Source organism: Pseudonocardia sp. NPDC046786 (genome assembly GCF_040645415.1).
Taxonomy (GTDB): domain Bacteria; phylum Actinomycetota; class Actinomycetes; order Mycobacteriales; family Pseudonocardiaceae; genus Pseudonocardia; species Pseudonocardia kongjuensis.
In genome coordinates this window covers 1-16397 of the sequence record NZ_JBEYYF010000024.1, presented here as the reverse complement: position 1 = coordinate 16397, position 16397 = coordinate 1, and the positions used below count along the sequence as shown (strand labels likewise).

Genomic DNA, 16397 nt, shown 5'->3' with positions numbered 1-16397 from the left:
GCCCGGTACCCGGCCTGAACTGCTGGATACATCCGTGGATCCGGCGGTGAGTACCGTAGGAACGCCGTATTGCGGCGACAGCACGATCGCCGTTGCCGGGCCGTTTCCGGAGACCCCCGCGACACCCGCTCCGGCGTCATCCGCCCGAAACACGATCGAGTGACACGGGCACTCCCCGGCCGCCGCATGTACCATCTGGTACACAGTCTGTACCAATCGGTACGCCCCGCGGAGGACGCCATGGGAGCCCGGTCGAGCGAGACGTACCATCCGGTACGTGACAGGTGCCGGACCGGCCAGGGACCGGCTGCTGCAGACGGTCGTCGAGCAGCTCGCCGGGCAGGGGATCGCGGACCGCAGCCTGCGCGCGCTCGCCACCGCGACCGGCACCAGCCACCGGATGCTGATCTACCACTTCGGCTCCCGGGAGGGGCTGCTCACCGAGGTCGTCGCGACCGTGGAGGCGGGCCAGCAGGCGGCCCTGGCCGCGCTCACCGCCGATCCGGGGGCCGGCCCGCGGGAGGTAGTCGACCGGTTCTGGGTGACCGTCTCGGCCGGGGCCCGGCGCTACGGCCCGCTGTTCTTCGAGCTGTCCGCGCAGGCCATGCAGGGCCGGGCGCATGCCGCCCGGCTCCGGGAGACCCTCGTCGCACCCTGGATCGCGCCGCTCGGCGCGCTGCTCGAACGGGGCGGCCTGGCACCGGCGGCGGCCCGCACCCGGGCCCGGCTCGTGATCGGTGCCGCCCGCGGCCTGCTGCACGACGCGCTGGTCACCGGCGAGTTCATCGAGGCGGACGCGGCGATGGCCGATCTCACCGCGCTGGCGCTGCCACCCTGACCCCTCCCACCCCGGAGACGACGCGATGAGCCTCGACCGCCTGACCATGCCGACCGGCGAGACGCTGACCTTCCTGCGCACCGGATCGGGCACCGGCGGCGCCGCCTTCGAGGTCGAGGCCGTCCTCCCGCCCGGGCTGGCCGGGCCGCCCGCACACCGGCACCGGTTCGAGACCGAGACGTTCACCGCGGTCGACGGCGAGCTGCGGGTCCGGATCGGCCGGGACAGCCGCGTCATCGGCCCCGGCGAGTCGGTGACCGTGCCACCCGGCGTGGTGCACGCGTTCGCGAACCCGACCTCCGAACCGGTCCGGATCCGCACCGTGGAGACCCCGGCCGGTCCGCTGGAGCAGCAGTTCCGGGCCCTCGCCGACGCAGGCCGGCTGCCGCCGCTGCGCCGGCTGGCCCGGATCAACGTCGAGCACGACCTGAGCTTCGTGCTGCACGGCGTGCCGGAGGCGCTGCAGCGTCCACTGTGGCGGCTGCTCGCCGCGCTCCCGGCGCCGCGCCGCTGACCGGCTGCCGGCACAGCGCCGCCGACCGTGCTCCCGGCGGCGCCGCGGGACGGACCACACCGCGGGCGCCGCGCCGCTCGCCTCAGCCGCGCCGGGCGCCGGCCGGCCACAGCACCGTCGTCGGCACCCCGAGCTCACGGGCCCGCCCGACGGCCTCGGCGGTGCCACCCGACAGCCGCCCGTCCCAGACCGCGACCAGCTCCTCGCACCGGTCCAGCACGAGCAGGCTGCCCGCCAGGTAGGCGGCCGCGCCGGAGGCCGGACGACCGGTCGTCAGCACCGACCGTGCGCTCGCCAGGTAGGCGTCGCAGCGTTCCCGGTCGACCGGGTCCGGGATCCGCGCCAGGTAGTCGGCGGCCGGCAGCACCACCTCGAGCGCGCCGCCGAGCTCCAGGACCACGTCGGCGAAGACCTGGTCGGCGCCGCGGGCGATGCAGCTGACCCCGACCAGCCCGGTCCGCAGTGGACGGAGGTGGTCGCGCAGCGCGCGCCGGACCGGCTCCAGCGCGTCGGGGGTGAGGTTGCTGTGCCCGGTGACGCCGACGACCGTCATGGCTCGTTTCCTTCCACAGGCTCCATCCGGACCACCGGACCATCCGGCCCGTCATGGCGCCTTCGGATGCCGGTCGTCGACGCTACCGTGACCGGCCATGCGACCTGAGGAGCAGGTGAACGCGCCGAGCACCGGCGAGCGCATTCGGGCTGCGCGTGAGGCTCGGGGGATGTCACGTCCCGTACTGGCGGGCCTCGTCGGCCGGAGCAGCGACTGGCTCAAGAAGATCGAGACCGGTATCCGCCCGCTGAACTCCCTCGAGCTGCTGGTCCACCCCGGGAGCGCCTCATGGCAACGGCCGAGATCACCGGGTCGCGGTGATGCCGTTCGTGCGTGCGAACTGGACGACCTGTGTGAACGAGACAGTCGACCACCTCGTCCCGGAGGTCTCCCTCACCGTCGTCGAGAACGTTGTCGGGGCCCTGTGTGGCAGGCCGATCGTCCCCGCACCGCTCGTCTGCGCACCACGGGAGCGATGTGCCCGGTGCGAGCGGCACGTCGAGAGTCTCCCGGTCTGCACTGCCCGGCCAACCGGAGCAAAGCTACCGAGGTGGTTACGACGGACCTGAGCCCCGTCACGGCCCGCATCGCAAGGAGCTGGACACCTTAGCCCGTTCGCGGTAGCGCGGAGGACCGATCGCCCGGCATCCGGACGAAGCTCACTTTCCGCTACGCGATCGGCTCGCCCGTCCGTACGATGCCTGCGTGCTGCACCTCGGATCGGGAGCCGGTGACCTGTTGGTCGGCCGTGCCTGGCTCGATCTCGGGTACGTGGCGAGCGCGACCTGTCGGCCCTGACGCCTGCCCCGCCCCGGCCGACACCGCCCGCACCATCCCGAACAGGACCCTTTCCGTGCAGACCGCCACCTCCTGGGCACCCCCTGCGTCCGTGCAGCTCCGCGCGGTCGACCGGACCTTCGGTACCGGCGCCGACCGCCGGGTCGTGCTCGAACACGTCGATCTCGACGTCGCCGCCGGTGAGGTGGTCGCCCTGCTGGGCGCGTCCGGCTGCGGCAAGTCGACGCTGCTGCGCCTGGTGTCCGGGCTCGACCGGCCGACCGGCGGCGCCGTGCTGGTCGACGGCGACGAGGTCGACGGCGTCGAACGCCGGGCCGCCGTGGTGTTCCAGGAGCCGCGGCTGCTGCCCTGGCGCAGCCTCGCCGACAACGTCGCCTTCGGCGTGCCGGACGGGACGTCGCGGGCCGACCGGGACGCCGCCGTCGACCGGGCACTGGACGCCGTCGGGCTCGCCGAGTTCGCCCGCTACCGGCCGCGCGCCGTCTCCGGCGGCATGGCGCAGCGCACCGCGCTCGCCCGCGCACTCGTCCGCGCACCGGGCGTGCTGCTGCTCGACGAGCCGTTCGCCGCACTCGACGCGCTGACCCGGATCCGGATGCAGGACCTGGTCGACGACCTGCAGCAGCGCTCCGGCGCGACCGTCCTGCTGGTCACCCACGACGTCGACGAGGCGCTGCAGCTGGCCGACCGGATCGTCGTGCTCGGCCGGCCCGACGACGACGGCGACGGCCACTCCGGAGCCGGGATCGTGCACGTGCTCGCCCCGCCCGGCCCGCGCCCCCGCGACCGGGCCGATCCGGGCCTCACCGCGCTGCGCGCCGACCTGCTCGACCGGCTCGGCGTCCCCGTCCACCACACCCGCGCCCCCCGATGAAGCGGAGCATCCCCGTGCGTCGACTCACCCGCCCCGTCGTCCTGCTCGTCGCCTCGTTGCTCGTTCTCGCCGGCTGCGCCGCCGGCGAGAACTCCGACGGCACCGTCGCCGCCGACGACACCCGCGACACCCGGGTCAGCCTGGACTACGCCTACTACAACCCCGAGAGCCTGGTGATCAAGAAGCAGGGCTGGCTGGAGGAGGAGCTCGGCCAGGACTCGGTCGAGTGGGTGCTGTCGCAGGGCAGCAACAAGGCGAACGAGAACCTGCGGGCCGGCGTCGTCGACATCGGATCGACGGCCGGCACCCCGGCGCTGCTCGCCAGGGCGAACGGCTCGCCGATCAAGTCGATCGACGTCTACAGCAGGCCGGAGTGGTCCGCGATCGTCGTGCCGCAGGGCTCGCCGATCACCGACCCGGCAGGGCTGCGCGGCACGAAGATCGCCGTCACCCAGGGCACCGACCCGTACTTCTTCCTGGTACAGACGCTCGCCGGGGCCGGGCTCGACCGGGCCGACGTGGAGATCGTGAACCTGCAGCACTCAGACGGCCGGACCGCGCTGGAGCGCGGCGACGTGGACGCCTGGGCCGGGCTCGACCCGTTCATGGCCCAGTCCGAACTGGACGCCGGATCGACGCTGATCTACCGCAACCTCGACTTCAACTCCTACGGGCTGCTCAACGCCAACGAGTCGTTCCTGGAGCGCGACCCGGAGACCGCCGCCGTCGTCGTCCGGGCCTACGAGCGGGCCAGGGCGTGGATCGTGGAGAACCCCGAGGAGGCCGTCGCCACCCTGGCCGAGGCCGCCAGCATCAGCCCCGAGGTGGCCCGCAAGCAGCTGCTGGAGCGCACCCAGATCGACATCGACCCGGTGCCCGGCGACGCGCAGCGCGAGGTGCTGGAGCGGCTGGTCCCGATCCTGGTCTCGGAGGGCCTGGTCCGCTCCGAGGACGATGCCCGCACCGCCCTGGACACCCTGTTCGAGCCGCGGTTCGCGCAGGAGGCGGCCGGCACCCGGTCCGACGGGACGGCCGGGTCGTGACCGTCACCGAGACCCCCGGGGCGCAGCGCACGGAACCGGCCGCCCGGCCGTCCGGGCGGGTGCGCGGCGCCCGGCGCCGCCGGCTCCTGGCCGGTCTCGGTGCGGGACTCGTGCTGCCGGTCCTGCTGGTGATCGGCTGGCACCTGCTGGCCGCGTCGGGCCGGTTCTCCCCGGCCCAGCTGCCCGCCCCGCTCGACGTGGTCGCCGCGCTCGGCGAGCTCGCCGGGCGCGGCGAGCTGTGGCAGCACATCGCGATCAGCGTGCAGCGGGTGGTGCTCGGGTTCGCCGCGGGCGCCGGCGCCGGCCTGGTGCTCGGCGGGATCGTCGGGCTCTCGGCGCGGGCCCGGTCGTTCCTGGCACCCACCATCCAGGCCGTGCGGGCGGTGCCGTCGCTGGCCTGGGTCCCGTTGCTGCTGCTGTGGCTGGGGATCGGCGAGACACCCAAGATCACCCTGGTCGCGATCGGCGCGTTCTTCCCCGTCTACACCACGATCGCGGCCGCGCTGGAGCACGTCGACAGCAGGCTGGTCGAGGTCGGCCGGGCCTACGGACGCTCGGGCCTGCGGCTGTTCCTGCAGGTCCAGCTGCCCGCGATCGCGCCGCCCGCGCTGTCCGGGCTGCGCCTCGGCCTCGCCCAGGGCTGGCTGTTCCTGGTCGCGGCGGAGCTGATCGCGTCGTCGATCGGGCTGGGCTTCCTGCTGATCGACAGTCAGAACACCGGGCGCACCGACATCCTGCTGCTGGCGATCGTGCTGCTCGCGCTGCTCGGGAAGCTCACCGACGCCGTGCTGGGGGTGGCGGAGCGGGCGCTGCTGCGGCGCTGGACGTGAGCCGGCCGCGTCACCCCTGCGGCGGCCGCCCCGCGTCCGGCCCCCAGCTCGCCAGCGCCGCGGTCTCCACGACGGTCATCACCTCGTAGAGCACGATCGACACCAGCACCGCGAGCGCCACGATCGTCCAGACGCCGCCGTAGTTGCCGGAGCCGTTGTACCCGGACAGCACCCCGCCCATCCCGACGAACCCGGACAGCCACTCGGCCAGCATCGCGCCGACGATCGCGCCCGGCACCGAGATCCGGGCGGACGCGAGCAGCTGCGGCAGCGCCGAGGGCAGGCGCGCCTTGACCATCACCGTCCACGCCGATCCGCCGTTGACCCGGATCAGGTCGACCGTCTGCGCGGGCACCGAGTTCAGCCCGAGCACCACGTTCACCAGCACCGGGAACAGCACCACGATCGCGGCGATCACCGCGATCCCGAGCGGGCCCTGCCCGAAGATCAGCAGCAGCAGCGGCGCCATCGCGACCAGCGGCACCGACCGCAGCAGCATCGCGATCGGCATGAACGCCAGCTCGAACGGCCGGAACAGCACGAACAACACGGCGGTGACGGTGGCCAGCCCCATCCCGGCGACGAAGCCGAGCGCGGCGTTGCCCAGCGTCACCCACAGCGCCCCGAAGCTCTGCGCGCGGGCGTCGGCCGCGGACAGCGACGCCGGCCGCACCCCGCGCGCCGGGTCCTCGGCGAACAGGTACTGCAGCACCTCCCAGGGCGGCTTGCCGACGAACGAGGGCACGTCGAACACCCACAGCAGCACGGTCCACAGGATCACCAGCGCGACCAGCGCGACGGCGACGGTGAGCGCGGCCCTGGCGGCCCGGCGGGCCACCGCGGCGGCCACCGATCCGAGCCCGGCGCCGGTCGTGGTCCCGGCGGCGAGGACGGCCGTCACCGGGCACCTGCCATGACGTCGGTGCCCGAGGACCACGGTGTCACGACCCGCGCGACCAGCCCGACGAGCAGGTAGGCGACCCCGGAGAACAGGCCGCTGACCAGGGCGAGGTACCAGAGCAGCGGCGCGTCGGCCTGGGTCTGGGCGGCGATCAGCGCGCGCCCCAGGGTCTGCTCGCCGCCGCTGCCCAGGTACTCGGCGAGGATCGCGCCGAGGAACGCCGACGGCGCGGCGATCTTCAGCGCGGCGAACAGGCTGGGCAGCGCGGAGATCAGCTGCACCTTGCGCAGCACCGTCCAGGACGAGCCGCCGTAGGCGCGCACCAGGTCCAGCCCGGCCCGCGGGGCGGCGCGCAGCCCGACCAGGCAGCCGACCACCGTGGTGAAGAAGCAGAGCAGTGCGGCGAGCACCACCGACGCCCCGGACGGCGCGTCCCGGCCGGCCACGATGACGATCACCGGGCCGATCGCGACCGGCGGGATGCAGTAGGTGACGATCGCGATCTGGTGGGCCAGCGGCTCGAACCGCGGCACCAGGATCACGACGACGGCGAGCAGCACCGCCAGCCCGTTGCCGAGCAGGTAGCCCTGGGTCGCCGCGGTCACCGTGGACACCGAGTTGCGCAGCGTCGAGGCCCACCGCTGCGGCGAGAGCATCTCGGCCAGCACGGCGCCCGGGGTCGGGATGGTGCCGCTCCCGGTGAACAGGGTGACCGACGCGAGCCACCACACGCCGAGGATGACCAGCACCCCGATCGCGCCGCCGACGCGGGCGTTCACTCCGCCGCACCTCCGCCGAACAGGATCTCCGAGAGCCGGTCGACGTAGCCGTGGAACTCCGGCGTGCGGGTCAGCTGCGGCGCCCGGGGGCGCGGCAGGTCGATCTCGACGACCTCGACGATCCGGCCGGGCCGGGCGCTCATCACGGCGACGACGTCGGACAGGAACACCGCCTCCGAGATGCCGTGGGTGACCATCAGGGTGGTCGCCGGGCGCTCGGTCCAGATCCGCAGCAGCTCCACGTTCAATCGCTGGCGGGTCATGTCGTCCAGCGCCCCGAACGGCTCGTCGAGCAGCATCACGGTGGGCTGCACGACCAGGCAGCGGGCGATCGCGACCCGCTGCCGCATCCCGCCGGAGAGCTGCGCCGGCTTCGCCTTCTCGAACCCGGTGAGCCCGACCAGCTCCACCAGGCCGTCGATCAGGCCCTTCTCCGGGGTGATCCCGGCGACCTCCAGCGGCAGCGCGATGTTCGCCGTGACGCTGCGCCACGGCAGCAGCGCCGCCTCCTGGAAGGCGATGCCGAGCTCGTGGTCACGCTGGATCTCCCGGGTGGACCTGCCGTTGATCAACGCCTCCCCGGACGACGGCGTGTCCAGCCCGGCCAGGATCCGCAGGATCGTCGACTTGCCGCAGCCGGACGGCCCGAGCAGCGACAGGAACGAGTTCTGCGCGGTGCCCAGGTCCACCTCGGACAGCGCCTGCACCGACTGCCGCCCCATGCTGAACGTCCTGGTCAGGCCCCGGATGTTGATCCCGGTCGCGGCGGCCGGATGGGCCGCCGGGTCGGTCGTGGCGATCCGGCCGGCTGCCGTCTCGGTCATGCCGTGACCAGGTCCGGGTTCTCGGCGTAGACCTCGTCGAGGAGCGACAGGTCGAACAGCTCCTCGGCGGTGATCGAGATGCCCATGTCGCCGATCGCGCCGATCGTCCGCTCCAGCGCCTCCGGGGTGGAGGTGAACAGCCCGTTGGCCCGGGTGTCGTCGGTGACGATCAGGTCGTTCTGCGCGATCGCCTGCTCGGTCTGCCCGGGAATGTCCAGGCCGAGATCGGCGCCGTACACCTCGACGGCCAGCCGGGCGGACTCCCCGGGCTCCGCGACGGCGTCGGTCCAGCCGCGGATCTCGGCCTTCAGGAACGCCTTGAGCATGTCCCGGCGCTCGTCGATGGTCTCCTGCAGCACGGTGAACACCTCAGACGTCAGCGGCAGGCCGTTGTCGGCGAACGACAGCGTGACCGGCGTGTGCCCGTCGGCGGCGACCAGGAACGGCTCGTTGGTCAGGAACGCCATGAAGCCGTCGACGGTGCCCTCCACCAGCGGGGCCGGCTCGTACTGGACGACGACCTGCTCGATCGTCGACGGGTCGATGTCGTTGGCGGCGAGCAGCCCGGCGAAGATCTGCTGGTTGGTGCCGGCCTGGATGCCGATGCGCTTGCCCGCGAGATCGGCCAGGGTGCGGATCGGGGTGCCGTCCTCCAGCGACAGGATGCAGAACGGGTTGCGCTGGAAGGTGCTGCCGATGACCTTCAGCGGGGCGCCCTGCTCGGTGATGAACCGGGCGGTGGCGTCCGGGGCGGTGATGCCGATGTCGACGTTGCCGGCCAGCACGAGCGCGTCGGCGCTGTCCACCGGGCCGCTGACCAGCTCGACGTTCGAGAAGCCCGCCTCGGTGTAGTAGCCGCGGGAGTCGGCCATGTACTCGCCGCCGAACTCGATGTTCTTGATCCAGGACAGCTGGATCGCGATGTCCCCGAACTCGCCGGCCGCGGCCTCGGCCGGCTCGGACCCACCGGAGCCACAGGCGCCGAGAACCAGGCCGGCCGCGCCGAGACCGGCGCCGATCCCGGCGAGGCGGAGGACGTCCCGGCGGGACGGGGTGTAGGGGCGTGCGGAACGCATGGACGGTGCTCCTGACGACGGCGACGACGGATCGTCGGCCGACCGCAGGCGTGGTCGACTCCCCCACCCCGTCCGGTCCCCCGACACCGACGATCCGCCGAATCTAGGAATTCGCGTGCGATTGCCGGTTGCCGCGCGGTAACAGCCAGATCAACCAGTCGGTGGCCGCCGGCCGCCCGCGCTCACCCGGCGAGCGCCGCGAACCGGTCCCACGTCTGCGGCGAGCGCAGCGCCCGCAGCGACGCCGCCACCGCGGTCCGGGACCGGGCGTCCGTCCCGTCCGGGTCCAGCACCGGCCCGGTGAGCAGCAGCGCCGCGGTCGCGACGGTGCCGTCATCGTGCCGCTGGTAGAGGCCGGCGGCGAGCACCCCGGGCAGGCTGCCTTCGGTCACCCCGACCGCGCCTGCGCCGTCCGGGAGCTTCCCGGTGGGCACCCGCTCCAGGTGGCCGCGGGCGACCCGCCCGGCGCCGGGCACCCCGAGGTCGCCGCTCGCGCAGGCCCGGTGCGCGGCGGCCAGCCCGCGTGCGGTGCCGCCGGGTGAGCCGGCCCAGTAGCCGGGATCGGCGAGCGCCCGGGTCGTCTCCGCGCCGGCCGCGGCCATCCGGTCGGCGACCTCGGCGCGGCGCTGCGGTGACGCCGCGTACTCCTGCCCGGCGGCCAGCGCGTCGGCCCGCCGGGTCGCCGGGTCGACCGGCGCCGACCAGGAGCGCAGGGTCTCGCCCGCGAAGCACGGCAGGTCCGGGCCCGGCAGGCCGGCGGCCGCGACGGCCTCGGTCAGCGGGTCGTCGCCGAAGGTCTCGCGGAGCAGGTCGGCGGCGGCGACGTCACCGTGCAGCAGCATCGCGTCGGCGACGTCGGTCCAGGTCACGGTGCTCTCCGCGGTCGCGCCGAGCGTCACCAGCGCCCGCTGGTGGGCACCGCCGTCGGTGCCGGGCACGTACCAGCGCGCCCACTCGGCGACCGGGACCGGCGCGTCGGCGGGGAAGCCCGCGGCGACCGCCCGCGCGTACGCGGCGAGGTGCACCACGGTCGACGCCGAGGCGAGCGGCGATAGCTCGTCGGCGCGGTGTTCGAGGACGCCGCCACGGCCGTCGTCGAGGTGCAGCGACCAGCCCTGCGGGGCGGCCGTCAGCCGCTCGAAGAAGCTGCCGAACGGGTCGTCCGGGTCCGGCGGGGCGGGCGGCGCGCCGGTGATCCGGTCGACTGCGGACGCCGAGCAGGCGGTCGCTCCGAACAGGACGGCGGCGGCACCGAGCAGGGTGCGGCGGCTCAGCGACATCGTGTCTCCCCCGGTGCCGGACGTGCCGGGCGAACCTAGCAGCGCGGCGGCACCCCGGACGGGTGGAAACCCGGCTAGCGTCCGGCCCCGTGACCGCCGATCTCGCCGAGCTGTACCGCGACCTGCACCGCCATCCGGAGCTCTCGTTCGCCGAGACCCGGACCGCCGCGATCGCGGCGGGCCGGTTGCGCGCGGCCGGGTACGAGGTCACCGAGCAGGTCGGCCGGACCGGGGTGGTCGGCGTGCTGCGCAACGGCGACGGCCCGGTGGCGCTGCTGCGCGCCGACATGGACGCGCTGCCGGTCGCCGAGGACACCGGTCTCGACTACGCCAGCACCGCCCGCGGGACCACACCGGACGGCGAGGACACCGCCGTCGCGCACGCCTGCGGTCATGACATGCACGTCACCTGCCTGCTCGGGGCGGCGGCCGAGCTGGCGTCCACACCGGACACCTGGTCGGGCACCCTGCTGGTGGTGTTCCAGCCGGCCGAGGAGATCGGCGGCGGCGCACGGGCGATGCTCGACGACGACCTGTACGCCCGGTTCGGCACCCCGGACGTGGTGCTCGGCCAGCACGTCGCGCCGCTGCCCGCCGGGCTGCTCGCCGTCACCCCCGGCCCGGCGTTCGCCGGCAGCGACACCGTCCGGGCGACGCTGCACGGCTCCGGCGGGCACGGGTCCCGTCCGGAGACCACGGTGGACCCGGTGCTGCTGGCCGCGTCGACCGTGCACCGGCTGCACACGGTGGTGTCCCGGGAGGTGGCGGCCACCGACACCGCGGTGCTCACGGTCGGGCTGCTGCGGGCCGGGACGAAGGAGAACGTCATCCCCGACTCGGCAGAGCTGGGGCTGACGGTGCGCTCCTACACCGACGCCGTCCGCGACCGGCTGCTCGGCTCGATCGAGCGGATCGTGCGCGGCGAGGCCGCGACCGCGGGCGCCCCGCGGGATCCGGAGATCCGGGTCGTCGAGACGTTCCCGCCGGTGGTCAACGACCCGGCCGCGGTCGAGCGCACCCGGGCCGCGCTGGCGACGGTCACGCCGCTGCCGGTCGTCGATCCGGGGCCGGTCACCGGCAGCGAGGACGTCGGCCAGTTCGCCGTCGCGGCCGGGGCGCCGTGCGTCTACTGGCTGCTCGGCGGAGCCGATCCGGCGGCGTTCGAGGGCGCCGCGACCGTCGACGCGATCCGGGCCCGGGTCGCCGGGCTGCCGTCGAACCACTCGCCGCGCTACGCCCCGGTGATCGAGCCGACGCTGTCGACCGGGGTCGCCGCGCTGGTCGCCGCGGCCCGGGAGTGGCTGCCGGTGCCCTGACCCGGATCAGTCCCGGGCGCCGGTGGCGACCAGGGTGCCGAGCAGCGCCAGGTTCTGTGCGGTCGGCGAGCCGGGTTCGGCGTGGTACACGACGAGCTGCTGCCCGGGTGCGGAGCGCACGTCGAAGCTCTCCATCCGCAGCTCCAGCTCGCCGACCTGCGGATGCACCAGGATCTTCGGCTCGGCGGTCTTCCCGCGGACGTCGTGCCGGGCCCACAGCCGGGCGAACTCGGGGCTGCGGGACAGCACCTCGTCGAGCACCTCGCGGATCCGCGGATCGTCCGGCGCGGCGCCGTGCAGCAGCCGGAACCCGGCGGTGACGGCGTGTGCGGCGCGCTCCCAGTCGTGCTGGAACGTTCGCGCCGCCGGATCGCAGAACACGCTGACCAGCAGGTTGGAGCCGACGGTGAACAGGGCGTCGCCGAGCGCGTTCGCGGCGAGCACGTCGTAGGCCCGGCCGAGGACGATCGCGGGCTGGGTGTCCCAGCCGTCCATCAGCATCCGCAGCTGCGGGTCCACCCGCTCCCGGGTGCCGGGGCGGCGCGGGCGGGGCGTGGCGCCCGCCAGGTGCAGCAGGTGGGTGCGGGCGTCGTCGCCGAGCCGCAGGACGTCCGCGAGCGCGTCCAGGACCTGCACCGACGGGGTCCGCTCCCGCCCCTGCTCCAGCCGGACGTAGTAGTCGGCGCTCACCCCGGCGAGCAGCGCGACCTCCTCGCGGCGCAGCCCGGGGACCCGGCGCCTGCTGCCGCCGGGCAGACCGGCCTCGGTGGGGGTGACCTGGGCGCGGCGGGCGCGGAGGTACTCGCCGAGTGGCGTCATGGCACCGATCATCCCCCGGGACGGCGGCGGGTGGGTGGGTGTGGCGCTCCCCCGATCGGCGCGGCCTGCCGCCCGGGCCGCGGCGGGGGTCGGCTGGTCCCATGACGAACGAGAACCCCGTCGCCATCGTGACCGGAGCCAGCAGCGGGATCGGCCGGGCGGTCGCCACCCGGCTCGCCGCCGACGGCACGACGGTCGTCGCCGCGGCCCGCCGCGCCGACCGCCTCGCCGAGCTCGCCGCATCCGCCCCGGCCGGCCGGATCGAGCCCTGCGAGCTGGACGTCACCGACCACGCCGGAGTCCGCGCCGCCGTGGACGACGTTGTCGCCCGGCACGACCGGGTCGACCTGCTCGTCGCCAACGCCGGGGTGATGCCGCTGTCCCGGCTCGACGCCGGCCTGGTCGAGGAGTGGGACCGGATGATCGACGTGAACGTCCGCGGTCTGCTGTACGGGATCGACGCCGTCCTGCCGCACTTCACCCGCGCCGGGAGCGGCCACGTGGTCACCGTCGCCTCGGTCGGCGCGTACGCGGTCAGCCCGACCGCCGCCGTCTACTGCGGCACCAAGTTCGCCGCCTGGGCGATCACCGAGGGACTGCGGCAGGAGTCCCCGCCCGGGATCCGGGTCACCACCGTCTCCCCCGGCGTCGTCACCTCCGAGCTCGCGGAGGGCATCTCCGATCCGCTCGCGCAGGCGGCGATGACCACCTACCGGGCGCACGCCATCGGGCCGGAGGCGATCGCGGACGCCGTCGCCTACGCGGTGTCGCAGCCCGCGGAGGTCGACGTCAACGAGATCGTCGTGCGGCCGGTCCGGCAGCGGTAGGGCGGCCGGTTCACCCGTCCCGCCTGCGGCCTGCTGCGATGGGCGGGTGACGCTCTCCCGCCGTTCGCTGCTCGCCGCCGGCCTGGGTACCGCCCTGGCCGGCGGCATCGTCAGCTGTACCGCAGCCCCTCCGGCACCCGCGCCGACCGGGCCGGTGCCCGGGCTCCCCGACCTCGAGCGCGAGTTCGGCAGGCGGATCGGGGTGCACGCACTGGACATCGGTACCGGCGCCGCCGTCGGGCACCGGGACGGCGAACGGTTCCTGATGTGCTCGGTGGTGAAGGCGCTGACCGCCGCGTTCGTGCTGCACCGCTCGGTGCAGGAGCCGGGGCTGCTCGCCCGTCCGGTCCGCTGGGACCGGGCCGACCTGCTGGAGTACGCGCCGGTGACCGAGCGGCACCTGGCGACCGGGCTGACCGTGGAGCAGCTGTGCGACGCGGCCGTCACCGTCTCCGACAACACCGCGCAGAACCTGCTGCTGCGCCAGGTCGGCCCGCCCGCCGAGCTGACCGGCTGGCTGCGCGGGCTCGGCGACGACGTGACCCGCGCGGACCGTACCGAGACCGCGCTGAACGAGCGCGACGGCGATCTCGACACCAGCACCCCGGCCGCGCTCGCCGCGACCCTGCGGGTGCTGACCACCGGCGACGCGCTGCCGGGCGCGCAGCGCGACCGGCTGCTCGGCTGGCTGCGCGCCAACACCACCGGTGACCGGCAGATCCGGGCCGGCGTGCCGGCCGGCTGGCAGGTCGGGGACAAGACCGGCAGCGGGCCGCTCGGCGAGCGCAACGACTCGGGCGTGCTGTTCCCACCGCAGGGCGCACCGGTGGTGCTCACCGTGTTCACCGTGCCCGACGACCCGGACGAGGATCCGGACCGCGGCGAGGCGGCGGTCGCCGCGGCCACCCGCACGACGCTGGCGGCGCTGCGCGGCTGAGCCTGGCGGGTCACATGGCGGACAGCACGGCGCGCAGCAGCACGACCTGGCCGACCGGGCTGGGGTGCAGGCCGTCGTCCTCCCAGAACTCCGGGCGGACCGGGACGGTGCTCAGGTCGATCGCGTCCGGATCGACCTCGCGGACCGTGGAGACCAGCTCGGGGAAGTCGGCGGCGTCCCACCACTCCCCGGTGAGCTCGCGGGTCAGCCCGACCCGGGCCGGATCGACCGGCGGCGGGATCAGGAACCGGACGCGGGCGCCGGACTCGGTCTCCAGCAGCAGGCGCAGGGCGCGCAGGTTCCGCACCGTCTCCGGCGCCGACACCATCCGGACGCCGGTGGTGCCGCCCTCCCGCCGGACGTCGTTGCTGCCCAGCAGCACCAGCACCCGGGTCGGCATCCGGGAGACCAGCACCGGGCCGAGCGCGAGCGCCTCGGAGCTGGTGCGCCCGGACAGGGCCAGCACCTCCACCGACGCATCCCGCTGCACCCGCGGCACCAGCTCGGCGAGCAGCCGGGCCCAGCTCAGCCGGTCCGCCGAGATCGAGTCGCCGACGACGACGACCCGCTCGCCGGGGCGCAGCGCCATCCGGTGCAGTCCGGCCGCGACCGGCCGTTCGGTGAGCAGAGCGGCGGCGTCGGCGCGCACCCGCGCCGCGAGCCCGTCGCGCACCCCGGCCACGTCGGCCGGGTTCAGGCCGGCGGTGCCGGCGAGCAGCCGGTCGATCGCCTCCTCCTGCACCCCGAACGCGGCGAAGGCCGGCCACGCGGTCAGGTCGGCGTAGCGGATCAACCGGTACATCAGCTCGTCGTCCACGATCCCCTCCCGGTCCGAGCATGCCGCCCCACCCGCCCGGCGCTGATCGCCGGGGTGCTGCGGCGCGCCGCGCACCGTCGGCGCCCGTCACCCGGACAGCTGCACCTATCAGTGGCACACGTCACAGTGAAGTACTGTTTCGATCCGTCCGTTCCCAGGTGGAACGGGGATCTGAGGATCACCGCACCGCCGGTCAGGGCAGCCTCCGTTGCCTGGCAGGCAGCCGGGGACCGGTCCACCCTCACCGTCATGACGACCGCTCAGGAGATGCCCCGGGTTCAGCAGTGCTCCGCCTCGACCTGTTCGTACAACTCCGACGACAGCTGCCACGCGGGCGCGATCACCATCTCCGGTGACCACGCGCACTGCGGCACCTTCGTGGAGATCTCGTTCCGCGGCGGCTCCGGGGGCAACGGCCTCGTCGGGGCCTGCCACCGCGCGGACTGCCGGTTCAACGAGAAGCTCGAGTGCACCGCGTCGTCGGTGAACATCGGCGCGGGCGCCGACGCCGCGGACTGCCTCACCTACGAGGCGAGGTAGGCCAGCTCCTCGGGCTCGATCCCGCCCCGGTCGTCGACCCGCAGCGCGCCGTCGGCGACGGCGAGCGCGGCGACCGGATCGACGTCGTCGACCAGGACGGCCGTCCCGTCGGCGGCGACCCCGCGCAGCGCGGCCAGCACCCGGCCGCGGTCGCGGGAGCCGAGCCCGTCGGTGAGCCGGTCGACCAGGACCACCGCGGCGATCCCGCCCCGCACCGACGCGACGGTCGCCAGGCGATCCGCGACCGGATCCGCCTCGCGGGCCCGGACGCGCAGCACGGCGGCGCGCCGGCCGACCGGATCGCGGCCGGTGGTGTCGTCGAGCCGGTTCATCGTGCGACGGCGGTGCACGGACGGACCGAGCAGCACGGTGACGCTGCCGGTCGGCAGGCGCAGCGACATGAGCCCTCCCTCACCGGTACCCAGGCCAGGCTAACCGTTCGTCACGGCGAGGTGAAGGGTCGCCACCTCAGGCCGGCTGGGCCTCGCGGGAGGACGGCGCGGGGCGCGGCCCCGGCATGGTGGTGACCGACGCGCGGGAGACCCGGTCGGCCTGCTCCGCGTTCGCCCGCGCGGCGGCCCGCCGGACGTTGCCGGGGACCGACCGCGGCCGCTCGGGCAGCAGCAGCGGCGGAACCGCACCGCCGGTGCGCCGGACGGCGCGGCTCTTCCGCAGGTAGGCCCAGCCGCCGCGGGCGAGCCGCGAGCCGCGCTGCACCGCACCGGCCTCGGGCATCGCGTCGCCCGCGCCGGCCTCGCGGGCCGAGATGTGCCGCAGCCGGACCAGCGCGGCGGGCAGCCGGCGCAGCGCGACGGCGCGGCCCTGCGGGGA

Annotated in this window: 19 protein-coding genes and 1 pseudogene; 10 read left to right on the top strand and 10 right to left on the bottom strand. The window is 74.8% G+C overall.

Annotated features, from left to right (window positions below):
• Positions 1-277 precede the first annotated feature (277 nt).
• Together ABZ881_RS24595 and ABZ881_RS24590 are read left to right on the top strand one after the other, a co-directional pair.
• Positions 278-838, top strand: coding sequence for a TetR family transcriptional regulator (locus ABZ881_RS24595; protein ID WP_358487935.1), 561 nt, complete (start codon positions 278-280; stop codon positions 836-838).
• 25 nt (positions 839-863) lie between these two features.
• A complete protein-coding gene (locus ABZ881_RS24590; RefSeq protein WP_358487934.1) occupies positions 864-1352 on the top strand; it encodes a cupin domain-containing protein in 489 nt (162 codons plus the stop codon).
• Between the two features lie 82 nt (positions 1353-1434).
• Here the strand turns inward: ABZ881_RS24590 and ABZ881_RS24585 are convergent, their stop codons facing one another.
• Complete coding sequence (locus ABZ881_RS24585) at positions 1435-1905, bottom strand: hypothetical protein (protein ID WP_358487932.1); 471 nt, start codon at positions 1903-1905, stop codon at positions 1435-1437.
• 97 nt (positions 1906-2002) lie between these two features.
• Here ABZ881_RS24585 and ABZ881_RS24580 point away from each other — a divergent pair.
• The 4 genes and pseudogenes from ABZ881_RS24580 to ABZ881_RS24565 all read left to right on the top strand — a co-directional run.
• A pseudogene (locus ABZ881_RS24580) lies at positions 2003-2143 on the top strand (helix-turn-helix transcriptional regulator); the annotation flags it as partial.
• Positions 2144-2758: 615 nt separating this feature from the next.
• Complete coding sequence (locus tag ABZ881_RS24575; RefSeq protein WP_358487931.1) at positions 2759-3577, top strand: ABC transporter ATP-binding protein; 819 nt, start codon at positions 2759-2761, stop codon at positions 3575-3577.
• 14 nt (positions 3578-3591) lie between these two features.
• Positions 3592-4620: an aliphatic sulfonate ABC transporter substrate-binding protein gene (locus ABZ881_RS24570; RefSeq protein WP_358487929.1), complete on the top strand. Its 1029-nt coding sequence runs from the start codon at positions 3592-3594 to the stop codon at positions 4618-4620.
• Positions 4617-5450: an ABC transporter permease gene (locus tag ABZ881_RS24565; RefSeq protein ID WP_358487928.1), complete on the top strand. Its 834-nt coding sequence runs from the start codon at positions 4617-4619 to the stop codon at positions 5448-5450. Before ABZ881_RS24570 ends, ABZ881_RS24565 begins: the two co-directional genes overlap by 4 nt.
• Before the next feature lie 10 nt (positions 5451-5460).
• Here ABZ881_RS24565 and ABZ881_RS24560 read toward each other — a convergent pair whose 3' ends face one another.
• The 5 genes from ABZ881_RS24560 to ABZ881_RS24540 all read right to left on the bottom strand — a co-directional run bounded on the left by ABZ881_RS24560 (position 5461) and on the right by ABZ881_RS24540 (position 10310).
• Positions 5461-6351, bottom strand: a complete 891-nt coding sequence (locus ABZ881_RS24560; RefSeq protein WP_358487927.1) for an ABC transporter permease subunit — start codon at positions 6349-6351, stop codon at positions 5461-5463.
• Positions 6348-7130, bottom strand: coding sequence for an ABC transporter permease subunit (locus ABZ881_RS24555; protein ID WP_344018195.1), 783 nt, complete (start codon positions 7128-7130; stop codon positions 6348-6350). The genes ABZ881_RS24560 and ABZ881_RS24555 overlap by 4 nt, the downstream gene beginning before the upstream one ends.
• Positions 7127-7954, bottom strand: coding sequence for an ABC transporter ATP-binding protein (locus tag ABZ881_RS24550; protein ID WP_344018197.1), 828 nt, complete (start codon positions 7952-7954; stop codon positions 7127-7129). Before ABZ881_RS24550 ends, ABZ881_RS24555 begins: the two co-directional genes overlap by 4 nt.
• Positions 7951-9030 carry an ABC transporter substrate-binding protein gene (locus tag ABZ881_RS24545; protein WP_358487925.1) on the bottom strand — a complete coding sequence of 360 codons (1080 nt, stop codon included), beginning with the start codon at positions 9028-9030 and terminating at the stop codon, positions 7951-7953. Before ABZ881_RS24545 ends, ABZ881_RS24550 begins: the two co-directional genes overlap by 4 nt.
• 182 nt (positions 9031-9212) lie before the next feature.
• Positions 9213-10310, bottom strand: coding sequence for a serine hydrolase (locus ABZ881_RS24540; RefSeq protein ID WP_358487924.1), 1098 nt, complete (start codon positions 10308-10310; stop codon positions 9213-9215).
• Positions 10311-10399: 89 nt separating this feature from the next.
• Between ABZ881_RS24540 and ABZ881_RS24535 the strand changes: the two genes are divergently transcribed.
• Positions 10400-11626, top strand: a complete 1227-nt coding sequence (locus tag ABZ881_RS24535) for an amidohydrolase (protein ID WP_358487922.1) — start codon at positions 10400-10402, stop codon at positions 11624-11626.
• Between the two features lie 6 nt (positions 11627-11632).
• Here the strand turns inward: ABZ881_RS24535 and ABZ881_RS24530 are convergent, their stop codons facing one another.
• The gene (locus ABZ881_RS24530; RefSeq protein WP_358487921.1) at positions 11633-12445 is read right to left on the bottom strand and encodes a helix-turn-helix transcriptional regulator; all 813 of its coding nucleotides are present in this window, start codon (positions 12443-12445) and stop codon (positions 11633-11635) included.
• Positions 12446-12546: 101 nt separating this feature from the next.
• On the opposite strand from ABZ881_RS24530, the gene ABZ881_RS24525 reads away from it, so the two are divergent.
• Positions 12547-13272, top strand: a complete 726-nt coding sequence (locus ABZ881_RS24525; RefSeq protein ID WP_358487919.1) for an SDR family oxidoreductase — start codon at positions 12547-12549, stop codon at positions 13270-13272.
• Positions 13273-13318: 46 nt separating this feature from the next.
• Entirely contained in the window at positions 13319-14209 is an 891-nt protein-coding gene (gene bla, locus ABZ881_RS24520) for a class A beta-lactamase (protein WP_358487918.1), read from the top strand.
• Between the two features lie 10 nt (positions 14210-14219).
• Here the strand turns inward: bla and ABZ881_RS24515 are convergent, their stop codons facing one another.
• Positions 14220-15026, bottom strand: a complete 807-nt coding sequence (locus ABZ881_RS24515) for an SGNH/GDSL hydrolase family protein (protein WP_358487917.1) — start codon at positions 15024-15026, stop codon at positions 14220-14222.
• A 249-nt stretch (positions 15027-15275) separates the two neighbouring features.
• Here ABZ881_RS24515 and ABZ881_RS24510 point away from each other — a divergent pair, with 249 nt between their 5' ends.
• Positions 15276-15566, top strand: a complete 291-nt coding sequence (locus ABZ881_RS24510) for a DUF1540 domain-containing protein (protein ID WP_358487916.1) — start codon at positions 15276-15278, stop codon at positions 15564-15566.
• On the opposite strand, the gene ABZ881_RS24505 is transcribed toward ABZ881_RS24510, so the two are convergent.
• Both ABZ881_RS24505 and ABZ881_RS24500 read right to left on the bottom strand, forming a co-directional pair.
• Positions 15551-15967: a hypothetical protein gene (locus tag ABZ881_RS24505; RefSeq protein ID WP_358487915.1), complete on the bottom strand. Its 417-nt coding sequence runs from the start codon at positions 15965-15967 to the stop codon at positions 15551-15553. The two genes, ABZ881_RS24510 and ABZ881_RS24505, sit on opposite strands and share 16 nt — an antisense overlap.
• 67 nt (positions 15968-16034) lie before the next feature.
• A partial coding sequence (locus tag ABZ881_RS24500; protein ID WP_358487913.1) for a hypothetical protein occupies positions 16035-16397 on the bottom strand: 363 nt, incomplete at its 5' end.

Excerpts from the sequence above, each read along its gene's own strand:
- ABZ881_RS24590 (WP_358487934.1), top strand. The coding sequence starts at position 864 with ATGAGCCTCGACCGCCTGACCATGCCGACCGGCGAGACGCTGACCTTC.
- ABZ881_RS24585 (WP_358487932.1), bottom strand. The coding sequence starts at position 1,905 with ATGACGGTCGTCGGCGTCACCGGGCACAGCAACCTCACCCCCGACGCG.
- ABZ881_RS24550 (WP_344018197.1), bottom strand. The coding sequence starts at position 7,954 with ATGACCGAGACGGCAGCCGGCCGGATCGCCACGACCGACCCGGCGGCC.
- ABZ881_RS24545 (WP_358487925.1), bottom strand. The coding sequence starts at position 9,030 with ATGCGTTCCGCACGCCCCTACACCCCGTCCCGCCGGGACGTCCTCCGC.
- ABZ881_RS24540 (WP_358487924.1), bottom strand. The coding sequence starts at position 10,310 with ATGTCGCTGAGCCGCCGCACCCTGCTCGGTGCCGCCGCCGTCCTGTTC.
- ABZ881_RS24530 (WP_358487921.1), bottom strand. The coding sequence starts at position 12,445 with ATGACGCCACTCGGCGAGTACCTCCGCGCCCGCCGCGCCCAGGTCACC.
- ABZ881_RS24525 (WP_358487919.1), top strand. The coding sequence starts at position 12,547 with ATGACGAACGAGAACCCCGTCGCCATCGTGACCGGAGCCAGCAGCGGG.
- ABZ881_RS24510 (WP_358487916.1), top strand. The coding sequence starts at position 15,276 with ATGACGACCGCTCAGGAGATGCCCCGGGTTCAGCAGTGCTCCGCCTCG.
- ABZ881_RS24505 (WP_358487915.1), bottom strand. The coding sequence starts at position 15,967 with ATGTCGCTGCGCCTGCCGACCGGCAGCGTCACCGTGCTGCTCGGTCCG.